This window comes from Peptococcaceae bacterium, assembly GCA_024655825.1.
GTDB lineage: Bacteria > Bacillota > Peptococcia > DRI-13 > PHAD01 > JANLFJ01.
Genome location: JANLFJ010000003.1, coordinates 76,219 through 93,202 on the forward strand (window position 1 = coordinate 76,219; position 16,984 = coordinate 93,202).

Below are 16,984 nucleotides of genomic sequence, written 5' to 3' on the forward strand. Positions count from 1 at the left end.
TCAAAACTCCTCCTGAGCAAGCATCTTTTTTATCAGCTTCTCCTGGCAAACCAGCTAATCAGTATATGTCCACTTCATAAACTCCTTCCACTTTGCTCAACCGTTCTTTTACATCCTTTATAACAAGATTGTACGGGATATTGACGACTAAAGTAAGCCTGACCCTGTTGTTGCTAGATGGATCGCCTATCTCCACCTTACGGATGTGAATATCCATTTCGCCTAGGGCGGTCGATACCCTGCCCAACTGTCCCGGCCGATCTTCGATCAGCGCGTCAATGCTTTTTAAATTTCTTTTTTTAGACTTAACATAATTTTCCAGACGACTCATGTACACCAGCACCAGAAAAACGATTGCGGTCGTAACAACCGACGTTGTATATCGGCCCGCGCCTACCGCCAGGCCGATACCCGCTACAACCCACAAAGAGGCTGCCGTTGTCAGGCCCTTGATGCCAAACCCTGAACGCATGATCGTGCCGGCGCCCAGGAAACCGATTCCGCTTACAACCTGCGCGGCCAGCCTGGCCGGGTCCGCACTAACCCCATGCATGGTATACATCTCTATGGATGTAATCATGATCAAGCATGAACCCAGGCAAACCAGCGTATGGGTGCGAAACCCCGCTGCCTTGTTCACACTTTCCCTCTCGAGACCGACCAGTCCTCCCAGTACTGCTGCCAGCAGCAAGCGCACAGCCATCGTCAGTTCATAATCAACCATCAGCTACACCCCTGAGCGTACTTTTCTCGCGATCTCCCAGTACATCTTCAAACGATAGGCAAATCCTTTGAGCAGGCCGAGTTTTTCTTCCTTCATTACATGCGACAGTGCCGGCAGGTAAACGTTTTTGATTCGCAGCCGGTTTTCCTGGGCAAAGAGAGTTAGGGCCGCTTCCACCCCGAATCCTGCATCTTCCCATCCCCTGAACCTATCCAGCCACTTTTTCCTGATACAGCGCTGTCCCGATAAGAAAGGCGCAATAACTTGTGCCATATCGGTAGTCAGCCTGCCCTGCTCAAAAAGGCCAAGGGTCATATCCGCTTGGTCTTCAAGAACTGGTTTGATCATATCGATAACATGCTGCCTGGTTAAACCTATCAAGTCAGCATCCATAAACAGGATAACTTCTTCCTTTGCTTTTTTCAATCCCGCGGCCATCGCTCCGCCTTTACCAACATTTACCTGGAGCTCGATAACCTCAGCCTGTTTTTTTCTGGCCTCACCAGTGGTGTTATCGGTGGAACCGTCACTTACCACGATTATTTGTGTAATTTCCTCAACTTCGCATAAGGGCGCCAGCACTCCACCAATATATCTTTCCTCGTTGTAGGCGGGTATGATTACAGTTACGCACATCAGCGGCTCTCCTTACTATATGGTTTCACCCGTTCCTTTATTATTTTAAAATATCCTTGACATAATCTATTATATCATTTCTTTGGACAAAGCTGACATTCTTTTCCTGGCGTTTCTTAACCTCCAGCACATTTTCTTCCAGCAGCTTTTTCCCTACCGTGATGCGCAACGGGTAACCAATCAAGTCGGCATCTTTGAATTTGACCCCGGCCCGTTCATCCCTGTCATCGAGTACCACTTCAACACCGCTTTTCGCCAGGCTGTCGTATATCTCCACCGCCGCCTGCCACATCCTGTCATCGCTGATTGAAACGGGTATGACCACCGCATGATAAGGGGCGATGGCAACGGGCCAGATGATCCCGTCCTCGTCATGGTTCTGCTCCACGGCAGCCGCCATTGTCCTGCTTATGCCGATCCCGTAGCAGCCCATGACAATTAAATTTTCCTTGCCGTTTTCGTCCACATAATTTGCCTTTAAGGCACTGCTGTATTTTGTTCCCAGTTTGAATATTTGTCCCACTTCAATACCCCTGGCCGAGCTTAAGACCGCTCCACAGGCGGGGCAGCATTCTCCCTCTTCAATCTGCCGCAGGTCGGCGTAAGCCGTCACCTTGAAATCGCGACCCGGAACGACGTTTAAAAGGTGATAGTTTTCCTCATTGGCGCCGCAAACGGCGTTGTTCATTGTCCTGACCTCTTCATCCGCGTAAACTTTTACTCCCCGTTCCTTTAATCCTACAGGTCCAACATATCCCGGCTCGCAGCCGGCCGCCTCCCTGATCCTTTCGGCCGGGGCCATTTCAAAAGTGAGCGATGGGTGCAGCCGCTGGACCTTTATTTCATTGACGGTCCTGTCGCCGCGCGCCAGTACTGCTATAAGCTCGCCATCAACCAGGAAAAGCAGCGTCTTGATCAGTTTTCTGGCTGGAACCTTGAGAAATGCCGCGACCTCATCAATGTTGGATTTTCCCGGGGTTTCAACTTTTTTTACCGGCAGCTGTTCCTCTTGATCATTTTCTGAAGGAAAGCAAGGCGCAATTTCCGCGTTTGCCGCATAACTGCAGGACGGGCAATAAACAATGGCTGCTTCTCCCGAGTCGGCAATAACCATGAATTCATGGCTGACACTGCCCCCTATGGCGCCGGAGTCTGCCTCCACCGGCCGAAATTCCAACCCGCAGCGGTTAAACACCGCGTTGTAAGCATCGAACATTTTACGGTAGCTCTCTTCCAGTCCCTCTTCGTCCCGGTCAAATGAATAGAGGTCTTTCATGATGAACTCGCGGCCGCGCATTAACCCGAAACGCGGCCTCCGCTCATCCCGGTACTTATTTTGTATTTGATAGAGCATCAGCGGGAGCTGCCGGTAGGAAGAAATATCCATCCTTACCAGGTCGGTAATCACTTCTTCATGGGTGGGCCCAAGGCAAAATTCGCGTTCATGCCGGTCTTTTAGCCGGAACAACTCTTTTCCGTAAACATGCCAGCGTCCAGACTCCAGCCATAATTCAGCCGGCTGGATGACAGGCATGATCACTTCCTGCCCGCCGGCCTTATTCATTTCTTCCCTGACAATAGCCGAGATCTTTTGCAGGACGCGCTGAGCCAGCGGCAAATAGGTATATACGCCCGAAGATAATTTGCGGATGAAACCTGCCCTGACCAACAGTTTGTGACTTACAACTTCGGCTTCGGCAGGCGTCTCGCGCAGTGTTGGCGCGTACAGTTTGCTCACATGCATCTCTTATACCCCTTCGTTTTTTATAATTTCTATTTGTTCCCAGAGAGCATCCAGTATTTCCTTCTCCGGGACCTTGCGGACTATCTTTCCTTTAACAAAAATTATCCCTTCTCCCTTTCCCCCGGCTATGCCGACATCAGCTTCCCTGGCTTCGCCTGGCCCGTTTACGGCGCACCCCATTACGGCAACGGTCAGGGGAAGAGTAAGGTCCTTTGTCTTCTCTTCCACTGCTTTAGCCAAAGAATACAGATCGATCTGGCAACGGCCGCAGGTTGGGCAGGAGATTATCTCCACGCCTTGTTTCCTCAGCCCCAGCATGCGCAGGATCATCTTGGCAACCCTGATTTCCGGGACAGGGTCCCCGGTCAGGGAAACCCTGATCGTGTCGCCAATCCCTTCGGCCAGTAGTGTGCCAATCCCCAGGGCCGATTTGACGCTCCCGCTTTCCAAAAGGCCGGCCTCCGTGACTCCCAGGTGTAGGGGATAAGGCGTCATGCCGGCAAATTCCCGGCAGGCCTCAATCATCATGGGAACATAGGACGACTTCAGCGAAACCTTGATCAGATCAAACCCCTGTTCTTCCAGCAGTCTCACATGGTGCAAGGCGCTTTCCACCATAGCCCCCGCACACGGGCCGCCGTGTTTTTCCATGAGTTTTTTTCCCAGAGACCCGCTGTTGACACCGATCCGGATGGGAACTTTGCGCGCCAGCGCCTGGCGAGCGACCTCCTTTACCTTCCAGCCCGCGCCTATGTTGCCGGGATTTAGCCTGAGCCCCGCAGCGCCCTTTTCCAGGGCAAGCAGGGCCAACCTGTAGTCAAAATGAACATCGGCCACTACCGGCAGCGGCGATTCTTTTACAATCGTTTCCAGGGCAAGGGCGGCTTCCCCGTCAGGCACAGCCACCCGTACAATTTCGCAGCCCGCTGCGGCAAGAGCCTTAACCTGGGCGACGGTTGAACGGACATCTCGCGTATCCGTGCTGGTCATAGATTGGATGGAAACAGGGTATTCATGGCCGATACCTACCGCTCCCAGGTGGAAATTTTTTGTTTTTCGACGATTAAAATACTCTTTCTTTATCATACAACAACCTACACAAATATTCTTATGATGTCCCGGTAGGTGATGAACACCATGAGAACCATGAGCAGGATAAAGCCCACCAGGTGAACAAAATTCTCTTTCGCCGGATTGACCGGCCTGCCTCGAACACCTTCAAATATTAAAAATAGCAGGCGGCTTCCGTCCAGAGCAGGGATCGGCAAAAGGTTGATCAGCCCGAGATTTATAGAAATGAGGGCAGTAAGATTAACCAAATAAACCAGTCCAAACCGTGCCGACTCGCCAATCATTTGGATTATTCCCACCGGCCCGGCAATGCCTTCAGTGGATGTCCTTCCCGTAATCATTTCCACCAGCCCGACAATTGTCAACCTTGTTATGTCAACAGTCCGCTGGTAGCCGTTTTTCAGCCCTTCCCAAAACCCGACTTTTTTCCAGCGCGGCTCTTCCGGCGTGATGCCAATCATTCCGACATTGCTCTCCGGATCAAGTTTCGGGGTTGCTTCAACCACAATAGTGCTTTTTCCCCTCGCTATTTCCAGTTCAATCTTTTTTCCAGCGCTGCCGTGAATAATACTTACCAGCTCTCGCCAGCTGTTTACATCAATACCGTTAATCCTTTCAACCCGGTCGCCTGCCCTTAATCCCGCCTGCTCTGCCGGGCTTCCCGCGACAACCGACCCGATTTTTGTTGTATAGTCTTCCGGGATTCCTATTGCTGAAAAAAGCGCGGTAAAAATGAAGACAGCCAGCACAAAATTCATCAGCGGACCCGAAGCAATAACTGCTATCCGGGCCCAAACGGGTTTCTGATCGAAACGGCGTGGATCATGGGAAGCCGATGATTCATAATCGCCTGAGCCCGTCTCGCCCGCCATTCGGCAAAAACCGCCCAGTGGAAGCGCTCTAATTGAGTAAATTGTTTCGCCCCATTTTTTGGCGACTATTTTCGGACCCATTCCCAGGGCAAACTCTTCCACCCTTACCCCGGTTATTTTCGCCAGGAGATAATGGCCAAACTCGTGGAAAAAGATGATCAGGCCGAAAATAATTAACGAGGCAACAAATGTTTGCAAGAAAATCACTCCTCTAAGACCAAGTCAATAGACCGCTTCCACAGCTGCCAAACGTGACCACCTGTCTATCTCCAGGATCTCTTCTAGACCATACTCCTGCAGTGGCCGGTGTTTTTTCATCACGTTTTCAATAACCGCCGGTATGGAACTGAACTTGATTTTTTCGGCCAGGAACAACTCTACCGCTTTTTCATTTGCGCCGTTATATACAGCAGGCATTGTCCCGCCAGCCTTGCCGGCTTCGTAAGCTAAACCAAGGCCGGGGAACCTTTCTTGGTCCGGTTTCATGAACGTGAGTTCCCCGACCTCAGAAAAGTCTACCCTTGGAAAGCTGTTCTTTCGCCGTTCCGGATAGAAAAAGGCGTATTGAATGGGAAGCCTCATATCCGGCAGGCTGCACTGGGCCAGAACTGAACCGTCGGCATACTGCACCATGGAATGGATTATGCTCTGGGGATGTATCAGCACTTCAATCTTCTCATAGGGCATATCATAAAGCCAGTGCGCTTCAATCACTTCCAGTCCCTTGTTAACAAGCCCGGCGCTGTCTATGGTGATTTTTGCTCCCATTCTCCACCGGGGATGCCGGAGTGCCTGGGCCGGTTTGACCTTATCCAGCTCTGTTGCGCTGCATTTGAGGAAGGGTCCTCCCGAAGCAGTTAGCAGTAGTTTCTCCACGGCAGCAGAGTTTCTTTCTTCAAAGCACTGGAATATTGCGGAATGCTCGCTGTCGACCGGCAGGATCCTGGTCTTCCTTTCCCTGGCTTTCTTCACTACCAGGTCTCCGGCTGTGACCAGAGTTTCCTTGTTGGCCAGGGCAACGGCAGTACCCCGCTCCAGCGCGGCAATGGTAGGCCGCAGTCCTTTAATGCCTGATACCGCAACCAGCACCAGGTCTAATCCATCCATGCCGGCTAAACTCTCCAGGCCGCTGTCACCATACATCACCGGCAGTCTGTCGTCTTTAATCAATGCGCCAAGCTTAACTGCCGCTTCCCGGCTTCCTGCCGCCGCATATTTCGGGCGATGCTTGGCAATTTGCTCAGCCAGCAGATCCATGTTGGAACCCGCCGCCAATCCCACAACCTCAAATTCACCCGGGAACTCGTCAACCACCTGCATGGCCTGGCGGCCTATAGACCCGGTGGAACCAAGTATGACAATCCTTTTGGGCACGATTCTTCCACCGCCTGTTTTTATTATACAACCCCTGTTATTGTTCCTTCTTCATGTTCTTCACGCTTTTGACAACCGCCTTGACCAGAACAACGCTGAACGGGCCGATGACAATGCCCCACACCCCGATGAACGCAAGTCCAACGTACAGGGCCATCAGGGTGGCCAGAGGGTGCAGCCCTATCTGCCGGGAAACAATTCTGGGTTCTAAAAGCTGTCTCACTCCCACCAGCACAGCATACAGGACGAAGAGGGACACTCCAAAACTGAAGTTACCGGCAAGCAGCTGAATGACCGCCCAGGGCACGAGTATTGTTCCAGGCCCCAGGACGGGAAGCAGATCGAAAATGCCCACGATGATTCCTAGGGTCAGGGCATAATCAATCTTGATGATATAAAGGCCAATTACTGTCAGAAACCCGGTCAAGCTTATCAGAATTGTCTGGGCCCGGAAAAACCCGACCAGGGCCCCGCTGGCCTCGCCGATAACCATACTGGTCGGCCGGATAAATCTTTTCGGTATTAGGCTGTACAGGAAGCGCATGATCAGGGCCTTGTCCCTGCTGATAAAGAAGGTAGCCAACCCTGAGACGATAATGACCGTGACAAAACCCGGCAGCCCTGCGATGAGACCGAATAGAAAACTGACCGCCGTTCCGATAAAACCTGTCAGACCGTTGACAACGTTTTGCATGTTTGAACTCAGGACGGCTTGAGCTTCCGGCGGCAGCGGGTTGTTGCTGATATAGTTTTTGAGCTGGTTTATTATCTCCAGCCCGCTTTTAAGCAGTTGCTGGGTGTAGCCGGGAAGACTGGCATAGAGCCCGGCAAGTTCGACCACCAGGCGTGAAACTGCCAGCACGACCAGCAAGACAATACCGGCAAACAGCATGATTAAAGCAATGGCTACGGCCAAGCCCCTCTTGATCCTTTTCTTCGTGCTCAACCAGTCTACGAGAGGATCAATCAAAATAGCCAATACTACAGCCAGGATAAACGGCAAAAACCCCCAGACCAGGCTCTCCGACACGTTAAACAGGAGCGGAAACAAGTAATTGAAAGTAAAAAACACGGCAACAATTAATACCAGCGCGGTGCCTATCTTCAGCAAATTCTCAAGATGGCGTTCAATTTTCGTGTTCATGATCAAAACAACCTCTCCATCAATAAAAACAGATAATAGGTTACCGGCGCAGCCCAAAGAACGCTGTCAAACCGGTCCAGTACCCCGCCGTGCCCCGGGATAATGGTTCCCGAATCTTTTACCCCGGCATACCGCTTTAAGGCACTTTCAAACAGGTCTCCCGCCTGCCCTGCTATGGAAACAAAAGGAGCAACGCCAAGAAAAAGACAGCCCTTTTCCGGAGGTGACACCCTTATCAAGATGTAGGCAGCCAGGATGCTTACCAGCAGGCCGCCAAAAAAACCCTCCCATTTTTTGTTCGGGCTGATGTGGGGAGCCAGCAAGTGCCTCCCAAAAACAGTGCCGGTAAAATAAGCTCCCGTGTCGGTGCTCCATACAATTACAAATAAATAAACAACCAGCCAGAAACCGTTTTCCAGGTCCCTTATGAGCAAGAGGTGAGAAAAACCCATTACAATATATATTACCCCGGCAACAGTGAACGACAGTTCAAAAGGAGAAAAACGCGGAAAACCGACCAGGTAAAACAAGGCTGCAAAAACAGCAAGAAACAAGAAGGCAGCAGCAAGCATATCGCTCCAGTATTGATAAACCAGGGGAATGATTAACCCCCCGGCCCACATGGGCGGCCCGAGCACCTGGTGTCCTGACCTGGCAGCCAGGTTTTTAAATTCCACCAGACCGGCAATCACGAGAATTATTATGCCCGTCAGCAGGAGAAGGCCACCCACATAAAACGCATAAACAACAACAGGTATTCCGATTAACGCGACAAGCACTCTTTTAACCAACATTCCGTTTTTCACCTTTCCGCTTACAGCCCGCCGTAACGTCGCTGGCGACCCTGGTAATCGCGAATGGCCTGAAATAAGTCGCGTTCGGAAAAATCCGGCCACAAAACAGGTGTCGTCCAGTACTCGGCATAAGCTGACTGCCACAGGAGAAAGTTGCTTAAGCGCATTTCGCCGGAAGGACGAATAATCAAATCCGGGTCTGGCATTCCGGCAGTGTAGAGGTAATTAGAAAACATTGCCTCGTTGATGTTTTCCGGCTCCACTTTTCCTTCTTTTACATCCTGGCAAAGAATTCGGACTGCATCCACAATTTCTTTTCGGCCGCCGTAATTAAGCGCTATCTGGAGGTTGAGCTTACTGTTGTTGTTCGTCTCGGCTATGGCCTTCTCTATCTGGCGCCTTGCTCCCGCCGGAAGCTGTTCCAGGCTGCCCAGGGTTTTTACTTTAACCCCATTTTTTTTCAGCTGCTGAAGCTCTTTTTCTACGTACTCAACCAGGAGGTTCATCAAAGCATCTATCTCCTCCTGCGGCCTTTTCCAGTTTTCAGTGGAAAAAGCATACACGGTAAGATGGGTAATCCCTATATTGATTGCCGATTCCACAACCCTCTTTAGCGTTTCCATTCCCGCCCTGTGCCCGGCCGCGCGCGGTAAACCTTTCTTTTGGGCCCATCTCCCGTTACCGTCCATGATTATGGCCACATGCCGTGGAAGAGGCTGCTTGTTGAGAGTCTCCGGGCCGGGAACTCTTTTTTCTATACTTCTTTTTTTAAATAGATTCTTAAAATATAGACTCATCGTTATCTCTTGCCTCCCCATGCAGGAAAACCCCCTGTTTAAGGGGGTTAATCACCGCATCCCTTTCCCGAAGCAAAACCACATTTTTGAAAAAGTCCTGCGAGAATCTCGACTTCCTGGTCATTTTTCTTAATACGGATAACTCTTTTTTCCCCATCGCTAAGCGGTCGCACGGCTGACGTATGGAGCATAACGCATTTCAACCCTTGGTTTTTTAGCACACTGCAAACTTCTTCCGGTGTTTTTCCCAGCAAAACGGGAAATTCCGGTTCCCACACCCTATTATTACGCGAGGAAGCGCTCATCCTATACTTCCATTATCTCCTTTTCTTTTGCTTCTAAAACATGGTCCACTTCCTTAATGTACTTATCCGTCATCTTTTGCACATCCTCCTGGCCCTTTTTGCTCTCGTCTTCGGAAATGGTTTTGTTCTTTTCAAGCCCTTTTATCCTCTCGTTGGTTTCCCGGCGTACATTCCGGATGCTGACGCGGCACTCTTCGGCTTTCTTCTTGATCAGTTTAACCAGCTCCACCCTTCTTTCCTGGGTCAGCTGGGGGATAACAATTCTGATTACGCTGCCGTCACTGCTCGGATTCAATCCCAGATCCGATTTGAGAATGGCTTTCTCAACGGCGGGCACAACCGTCTTGTCCCACGGCTGGATCGTCAGCAGCCGCGGTTCCGGGGCAGCTATATTGGCAAGCTGGTTGATGGGGGTAGGCGTCCCATAATATTCGACAAGCACTTTGTCCAAAATTGCGGGATTGGCTCTTCCCGCTCTCAGCGTGGAATAGTCTTTTCGTAGGATTTCAATTGACTTTTTCATCTTTTCCTCTGCTTCTTTAATGACTTCCTTTAACACCATTTTCTTCCCTCCCGATGAATGTTCCTATTTGCTCACCAGAGATCACCTTTTTGATGTTGCCTTCCTCCAGTATGCTGAATATTATGAGCGGTATCTTATTGTCCATGCAAAGAGATGTCGCCGTAGAATCCATGACCCCCAAACCCCTGTTGAGCACATCAATGTAAGAGAGTTCTTTAAATTTTCGCGCGGAGGGGTTTTCCCTGGGATCAGAGTCATACACGCCTTGCACTTTTTTCGCCATCAGGATTACCTCCGCTTCTATCTCCGCTGCCCGCAGGGCGGCAGTGGTGTCCGTGGAAAAGTATGGATTTCCTGTGCCGGCAGCGAAGATTACGACTCTTCCCTTCTCCAGGTGCCTGATTGCTCTTCGCCTGATATATGGTTCGGCAACCGAGCGCATTTCAATGGCCGACAAGACCCTTGTATCGACGCCGTGGTTCTCCAGCGCGTCCTGCAGGGCCAGCGCGTTTATGACCGTAGCCAGCATGCCCATATAATCAGCCGTGGCCCTGTCCATACCCCTGGCGCTGCCGGAAACCCCGCGCCAAATGTTGCCCCCTCCCACAACTATGGCGGTTTCCACTCCCATCTCGCATATCTCTTTAACCTGCCTGGCTATCGAATCAAGGATCTTGTGTTCAAGACCATAGCCCAGTTCGCCGGCCAAAGCTTCTCCACTCAGTTTGATGACAACCCTTTTATATTTTATCAGCATACGGAACAAAAGCCCCCAATCTGTCTTTTCTACACTTTTTCCAAAAACCCTTTTTCCTCTCCAGAAAGAACACGCCCGCAAGAAGGTTCAGCAGATAGATTGTCAAAAAGAGAACACCACAGTGTTCTCTTTTCTTCAGCCTTTAATCTGGGCCATCACATCATCAACAAAAGTGTCTTTTTTCTTCTCCAAACCTTCCCCAAGCTCGTAACGCGCAAACCGGCGAACTCTGATATTTTCGCCGATTTTCGCTATTTTATCGACAATCAGTTGTCTAACCGTAATCTCCGGGTTCCTGATGTACTGCTGTTCCATAAGGCAAACCTCTTTATAAAACTTTTCGACCCGTCCTTCCACCATTTTATCGACAACTTTTTCCGGCTTGCCTTCATTCAATGCCTGCTGGCGAAAGATTTCCCTTTCCTTGTTGATGACTTCCTCCGGCACGTCTGCCTTTTCCACGTATTCCGGCCGGGAGGCGGCAACCTGCATGGCGATTTCTTTTGCCAGCTCTCTGAATTCCGGTGTTTTGGCAACGAAATCCGTTTCACAGTTTACTTCAAGCAGTACCCCGATGCGACCGCCGCCGTGTATATACGATTCAATAATTCCCTCCGCTGCAATCCTGCCGGCCCTTTTAGCCGCTGCCGCCAACCCTTTTTCCCTCAAGTATTCAATGGCTTTGTCCAGATCGCCGCTCTTTTCCACGAGGGCTTTTTTACAGTCCATCATCCCTGCTCCGGTTCTTTCTCTCAGCTCTTTAACCATTTGAGCGGTTATTTCCATTTCCACGCCTCCCCAATAATTTCATTTCTATTATTCCATATTTTTCAGTATTACAAAACCGTGTATTTATAAAGAGGCGACCCGGGGTACCAGCTTCCCCCTCGGCCACCCCTTTTAAGGTTTCTTACTTTACCTTTACGGCAGCTGCATAAACTCTGTTATTGCGCTTTTAAATCTCTATTTCTTCCTCTTCTTCTAACTCTTCTTCGATTTCTTCGCCTACGCGTCCCTGCGTCGCTTCCAGGACAGCATCCGCCATTTTACCCGTCAGCAGTTTAACGGCCCTTATGGCGTCATCATTCCCAGGAATAATATAGTCTATTTCGTCAGGGTCGCAGTTTGTATCGACAATGGCTACAATGGGTACCCCCAGCCGCCTTGCTTCAGCAACGGCGATATGTTCTTTGCGCGGATCTATCACAAAAAGAGCACCTGGAATTCCCGGCATATTCTTGATACCGCCCAGGAATTTTTCGAGCCTTTCCGCCTCCGCCATAAGTTTGGCCACTTCCTTTTTCGGCAGAACATCGAAGGTCCCGTTCTCCTTCATGGTCTCCAGCTCTTTTAAGCGCTGTATCCTTTTTTGAATCGTATGGTAGTTGGTCAGCATACCTCCCAGCCAGCGCACATGCACATAGTACATGCCGCAGCGTTCCGCCTCTTCCTTTACCGTTTCCTGGGCCTGTTTTTTCGTGCCTACAAACAGTATGTGCTTGCCTTCCGACACTGTGCTGCGAATAAACTCGTACGCTTCTTCAACCTTTTTTACGGTTTTTTGGAGGTCAATTATATAGATGCCGTTACGCTCCGTAAAAATGTACGGGGCCATTTTGGGGTTCCAGCGCCTGGTCTGGTGTCCGAAATGAACACCGGCTTCCAAAAGCTGTTTCATCGAGATGACAGACAATGCCACACCTCCTTTCCGACGGTTTTCCCTCCGCCGGCCTCATCCTGGCTTCCGACCTTTGGTAAAGGCACCGGGAAGTCAAATCAACCGGCGTGTGTGATTACACCATAGGAAAGTATAACATAAATATCTTTACCTACACAAATATTTTTCCGCTGGTCAGCTATTATTTTTCAACTGGCCGGCAGCAAGTTTTTCATGCAGGTTAAGCTTAAGCGAAATCTCTCCCTGAGAGATTGACAGCCGCTCGGCAATTTCCTGGACTGAAAAACCCTGCTGGCGCAGGCGAATGATTTTTGCGCTGCTTTCGTTCCTAGAACTCCTTTTTTTGTTCATTGTCGCCGCGTGATCATCTTGCCGCTCTTTTTCTTCTTCTGCAGCAGCCTGTTCATTTTCCATTCCCGGCGACAAAACAGCCCCGGCCTGATTTATCTTTCCTTCCAGTTCCTCCAGAACAAGGTCAGCCAGCTGCAGGTGTTTGTCAATCATCGCCGCAACATTCTCCTCAATCTGCCTGTAATGCAAAAGTGAACTTCGGAGACTATTGATTTTATATGTTATATAGACCAGGAGGATGATATTTATAAAAAAAATGATTACGTCCAGCGAATTCATGCAGCTTCCCCCTATTTTTTGATTATTACCGCCGCCGGAGTATTCGAATAAACTCTGCTCGCTAAATTTTAATATCTAACAACCTGCCGGTCTGTTTTTCATCGCCGGGAACACCCTTCGGCTTGCCGTCTTCTTTTTTTTCGCTTTGTTTTTTCTTCCCACTGCCTTCCCTTTTTTTGTCCTCCCGGTTCTGGTCTTCAACCTTCTTTTGCATCGCCTGTTCAGGTTTATTGACGGTCTGTTCCTTGAGCCTGTTTTCTTGCTGAACCGTCTGGCCCAACACCTGTTGCTCCGTCTGCTGCTGCTGCTGAAGGCCGCGCTGCACGCGGTTCACCTGGCCTGTTTGAGGCAGTATAACCTGCATGTCAACAGGGTTCACCGTCATATGCCGTTCACCTTCCCCTCAATGGAACGTGCTTGATTTCAAATCCCTCTATTTTAAAAACAACGCTCTTCATTTCCTCAAGCACGTTGAAGACGGACTTGCCCATATACAGAGTTACCCCAAAAAACACCTTGTTTTCAACACAAATTCTGGCCTTTTCCAGGTTATAGAAGATGTTCTCCAGTTCGTTTTTCCTTCTCTTCAGGTTTTCTATTTCCTGGGTCATTTGGTACTGCTGCCTGCATACTTTCAGGAATATCTCGTTTTTATTATCAGGTAAGCTCCCGGTTGTTTTCTTGATTTCCTGCAGCGCCTTAACAATTTTCTCGCATTTCAGACAATCTTCCTGTAGTGTGGCCAGCCTGCGGCAAACCTCCTTGTATTCCTGTCTTATTTCTGGGCGGATGCCAACTTCCAGCGTGGTCGCGGTGCCAGATGAGGAGCCGATGTTCTTTGCTCTAATCTCTTCGCCAGCGCAGCAGCTTCCACCAACCAGGAGGCCTTTTTTCCCGCCCACGGTAACTTTTTTCGCCGCCTTCGTGGTGCTGTGCATGATGGCTTCCGTGACCACAATGTTTTCATTGCTCTCCACATACCCGTTTTCGATGTAACGGGCATAAACGCACCCATTGACAACAGCCTTGCCTCTCACTATCCCGTTTTTTACCTGCAGATTTCCTCCGGCTTTTACCAGTCCCTCCAGGTTTCCATGGACCTCCACGTCGCCTACCGCTTCAATTTCAAAATTATTTTTAACGTTGCCATAAACAATAACGTTCCCGGGAAACTTAATGTTTCCGGTATTGAAATCGACATCTCCCCTGACTTCATAGCAGTGAAAAACGCTTACCCTTTTTTTGTCATAAACCACATGCCCGGAGGTGGTAGCAATCAGTTTCGTGTTGTTATCGACGATCTGTGTGTTTTGTCCCATTGGAAAACGCACATCTTTTCCGGGCTTGGCTTTTTTTTCCTCTCCGTACACGTTTAGGCCGTCCTTGCCGGCGGTAGCGTGGATTTTTTCGATCAACACGCTGCCGGAATCGACAGTTTGAATCAAATTGAGGTTGTAAAAGTCAACACTGCCATCTGCCAGTTCCTGCGGTTTAATATCAATTCCCTCGGGGTTAAAATGAAAGATTAAACGGGCATCCTCCCCCTCGATGCATGGAACCCCTTCCGCAACCAGCCACTCCCCGTAATCATCTTGTTTTTCCACAATTTCCGGAAAGAGCGTTTTCTTGACGCCTGCTTTTATACCCTGTTCCAGCAAGGTGTTCTCAATATCCCGCTCGCTCACTTTCGAGCCGTTGCGCAAAGGAAAGACCTGGAGATATGCTTTTAGCTTGTCTTCGGTAACCCGAATTCTGAGTATCGTCCCGTTGTGGTAACCTTCTTGGTCGGAGGAGATTTTTACCGGTCTGCCGCTCGCTTCGGCAAAGCACTGTTCCACCGTCTCGCTCTCAAAGAATATCTTTCTTTGAGCCAGTTCCGCGCAAAGCTGGTCCAACGTCGCCGGGAAAAGCAGGTTTTCCTCTTCGCTTACGGTCAGGTAAACACCCTCAGGTTCTTTGGAGAGCGAATACTTCCTACCCCTGACTGTTTTTGCGCTTACCCCACTGTCCTCCATTCAGAAACTCCCCCTTTCATAATGCCTTTTTCATCCTGGCCAGCTTGCCGCGAAGCCTGAAAACCGCTTTTGTGTGCAGCTGGGAAACCCGGGAATCAGAAATTTCCATGACCTGCGCGATTTCCTTATTGGATAAATCATGGTAATAAAAAAGGCTGATTACAAGTCTTTCTTTTTCGGGAAGTTCTTCTACCGCTTTTGCCAGTATTCTTTTGACCTCTTTCTCCTCGCTTAATTGGACCGGGTTGGGACTTAATTCATTGGGAACACTGTCTATTAAAAAGCCGGCTTCATTTTCCTGCAGCGGCTCGTCCAGGGAAACAACGGAAATGTATCTTATGTTCTTCAACCAATTGTGAAATTCCTCCAGCGATATGTTTAATTCACGCGCGACTTCTTCATCGGTGGCGCTGCGCTGCAATGTGTATTCCAGTTTATGGTAGGCCTGCTCAACCAACCTTGCTTTTTTCCTTACTCCTGATGGGATCCAGTCTTCTTTCCGTATCCCGTCAATAATTGATCCTTTTATCCTCTTCACCGCAAAAGACTCGAAAGGATAACCCAAATCGGGGTTAAATCTTTCCACTGCTTCAATCAGACCAAATATGCCGTATGTGCAGAGATCTTCCCGTGAATAATTGCCAGGCAAATTATGGATTGTTTTGTTGGCTATTTTCTGGACCAGCGAGACATAATGCAGGATAAGTTTTTCTTTCAATTCAGGGCTTTTTTGGGTAGCGTACTTCTTCCACAGTTCATTGGTCTCTACCGACATCGCTGCAGTCCCCCGCAGTCAGATTATTTTTTCGCCCTTGCTGATGGTCCTTATATGCAGCTGAGCATTGCTGGTAAAGAATTTGATCGTTCTCCCGAACGAACCGCCGGTATCTTCGGCCAGTATTTTTATCTTCAGCAGTGCCAGGCATCTTTTAACAGCCTCGACGTTGCGCTCTCCGATCCTCATGATATTGCTGGAATTGGGAAAGGTGAACATTTGAGCCCCTCCGGCTATTTTGGCCACGAGCCTTGTTTGGCTGGCGCCAAGCCTGCCCATTTCTTCCACCAGCAAAACTATCCCCGTATCCGCATATTTCGCCTTGTTTTGCAAGACCTTGCTCTGAGTGCTGTCAGGCAGCATGATATGTATCATACCGCCTAATTTTATCAACGGGTCCCATAAACAAACGCCTACACAAGATCCTAAGCCGGTGGTAATAAGACTTGATGAGTTCACAGCTGTCTTAAAATCAGCCATTCCTACTCTGATGGGTTCGTTTTGCATTATAACACTCCCAGCGAACTTAATAAGATCTCCAGAGTCTGCGGCTCCGGCAAAATAAAGAAATGGCCTTTGAACTCGTTTTCTTTTTCGGAAAACACCGTCTCCACAACAAGCGCGTAATCGCTCACCTCGCCGATTTGCTGCAGCACCTCGCCGAGTATGGCTCCAACCATATCCACGGCCATTGCGGGTACTGACGGCGTAAACGTTTGCTTGGAGATAGTAGAAAGGGCGTTTAAGAACGAACCTGCCAAAATGTTGATTATTTCCAAAAAAGCCGACTGCAGCATTTCGTCCCATTCTGATGATGACCCTTTGGGCCGGCCAAACAGGATGTCCAAAAAACTGAATACCATATCGCTTTGCACTAGGAAGAGAATACCCATTGGCATCTCGCTGTCTACCCGCAAGTATCCGCCGGCCACTTCCATATCGGCCCCTCCCACGTATTCCACAATCTCGGGAAGCGGCGCGATCTTCGCGTTGGGCACTGACATATCTATCCTGCGGTTAAGCATCTGGGACAGGGCGGTTGCGGCATTACCGGCCCCGATATTGCTGATCTCTTTCAAAGCGTCTACCTGTAGCGCGTTTAGTTCCGAATAGTCTTTCATCGTTTCTCTCCCGTTCCAATATTG

19 protein-coding genes are annotated in these 16,984 nt (G+C 49.6%); all 19 read right to left on the minus strand.

Features of this window, described 5'->3' with window-relative positions:
• Positions 1-58 precede the first annotated feature (58 nt).
• The 19 genes from NUV48_02100 to NUV48_02190 all read right to left on the minus strand — a co-directional run bounded on the left by NUV48_02100 (position 59) and on the right by NUV48_02190 (position 16,960).
• The gene (locus tag NUV48_02100) at positions 59-724 is read right to left on the minus strand and encodes an MgtC/SapB family protein (protein ID MCR4440931.1); all 666 of its coding nucleotides are present in this window, start codon (positions 722-724) and stop codon (positions 59-61) included.
• Between the two features lie 3 nt (positions 725-727).
• Complete coding sequence (locus NUV48_02105) at positions 728-1,360, minus strand: glycosyltransferase family 2 protein (GenBank protein MCR4440932.1); 633 nt, start codon at positions 1,358-1,360, stop codon at positions 728-730.
• A 40-nt stretch (positions 1,361-1,400) separates the two neighbouring features.
• Positions 1,401-3,104, minus strand: coding sequence for a proline--tRNA ligase (locus tag NUV48_02110; protein MCR4440933.1), 1,704 nt, complete (start codon positions 3,102-3,104; stop codon positions 1,401-1,403).
• Positions 3,105-3,107: 3 nt separating this feature from the next.
• The gene (ispG, locus tag NUV48_02115; GenBank protein ID MCR4440934.1) at positions 3,108-4,190 is read right to left on the minus strand and encodes a flavodoxin-dependent (E)-4-hydroxy-3-methylbut-2-enyl-diphosphate synthase; all 1,083 of its coding nucleotides are present in this window, start codon (positions 4,188-4,190) and stop codon (positions 3,108-3,110) included.
• Between the two features lie 8 nt (positions 4,191-4,198).
• Positions 4,199-5,254: an RIP metalloprotease RseP gene (rseP, locus tag NUV48_02120; GenBank protein ID MCR4440935.1), complete on the minus strand. Its 1,056-nt coding sequence runs from the start codon at positions 5,252-5,254 to the stop codon at positions 4,199-4,201.
• Positions 5,255-5,269: 15 nt separating this feature from the next.
• Positions 5,270-6,421, minus strand: coding sequence for a 1-deoxy-D-xylulose-5-phosphate reductoisomerase (locus NUV48_02125; GenBank protein ID MCR4440936.1), 1,152 nt, complete (start codon positions 6,419-6,421; stop codon positions 5,270-5,272).
• A 37-nt stretch (positions 6,422-6,458) separates the two neighbouring features.
• Complete coding sequence (gene ytvI / locus NUV48_02130; protein ID MCR4440937.1) at positions 6,459-7,565, minus strand: sporulation integral membrane protein YtvI; 1,107 nt, start codon at positions 7,563-7,565, stop codon at positions 6,459-6,461.
• A gap of 2 nt (positions 7,566-7,567) precedes the next feature.
• A complete protein-coding gene (locus NUV48_02135) occupies positions 7,568-8,359 on the minus strand; it encodes a phosphatidate cytidylyltransferase (protein ID MCR4440938.1) in 792 nt (263 codons plus the stop codon).
• Between the two features lie 20 nt (positions 8,360-8,379).
• Positions 8,380-9,177: an isoprenyl transferase gene (locus NUV48_02140; protein MCR4440939.1), complete on the minus strand. Its 798-nt coding sequence runs from the start codon at positions 9,175-9,177 to the stop codon at positions 8,380-8,382.
• A gap of 285 nt (positions 9,178-9,462) precedes the next feature.
• Positions 9,463-10,020: a ribosome recycling factor gene (gene frr / locus NUV48_02145; protein MCR4440940.1), complete on the minus strand. Its 558-nt coding sequence runs from the start codon at positions 10,018-10,020 to the stop codon at positions 9,463-9,465.
• Positions 10,001-10,741, minus strand: a complete 741-nt coding sequence (pyrH, locus tag NUV48_02150; protein ID MCR4440941.1) for a UMP kinase — start codon at positions 10,739-10,741, stop codon at positions 10,001-10,003. Before pyrH ends, frr begins: the two co-directional genes overlap by 20 nt.
• Positions 10,742-10,876: 135 nt before the next feature.
• Complete coding sequence (tsf, locus tag NUV48_02155; protein MCR4440942.1) at positions 10,877-11,527, minus strand: translation elongation factor Ts; 651 nt, start codon at positions 11,525-11,527, stop codon at positions 10,877-10,879.
• Positions 11,528-11,696: 169 nt separating this feature from the next.
• A complete protein-coding gene (gene rpsB, locus NUV48_02160) occupies positions 11,697-12,434 on the minus strand; it encodes a 30S ribosomal protein S2 (protein ID MCR4440943.1) in 738 nt (245 codons plus the stop codon).
• Positions 12,435-12,593: 159 nt separating this feature from the next.
• A complete protein-coding gene (locus NUV48_02165) occupies positions 12,594-13,049 on the minus strand; it encodes a hypothetical protein (GenBank protein ID MCR4440944.1) in 456 nt (151 codons plus the stop codon).
• 61 nt (positions 13,050-13,110) lie between these two features.
• Entirely contained in the window at positions 13,111-13,434 is a 324-nt protein-coding gene (locus tag NUV48_02170; protein MCR4440945.1) for a hypothetical protein, read from the minus strand.
• Between the two features lie 7 nt (positions 13,435-13,441).
• Positions 13,442-15,064 (minus strand): FapA family protein, encoded by a 1,623-nt coding sequence (locus NUV48_02175; GenBank protein MCR4440946.1) that lies wholly within the window; start codon positions 15,062-15,064, stop codon positions 13,442-13,444.
• 16 nt (positions 15,065-15,080) lie between these two features.
• Positions 15,081-15,839: a FliA/WhiG family RNA polymerase sigma factor gene (locus tag NUV48_02180; GenBank protein ID MCR4440947.1), complete on the minus strand. Its 759-nt coding sequence runs from the start codon at positions 15,837-15,839 to the stop codon at positions 15,081-15,083.
• Between the two features lie 18 nt (positions 15,840-15,857).
• Complete coding sequence (locus NUV48_02185) at positions 15,858-16,346, minus strand: chemotaxis protein CheD (GenBank protein MCR4440948.1); 489 nt, start codon at positions 16,344-16,346, stop codon at positions 15,858-15,860.
• A complete protein-coding gene (locus NUV48_02190; GenBank protein MCR4440949.1) occupies positions 16,346-16,960 on the minus strand; it encodes a chemotaxis protein CheC in 615 nt (204 codons plus the stop codon). The genes NUV48_02185 and NUV48_02190 overlap by 1 nt, the downstream gene beginning before the upstream one ends.
• Between the last annotated feature and the right edge of the window lie 24 nt (positions 16,961-16,984).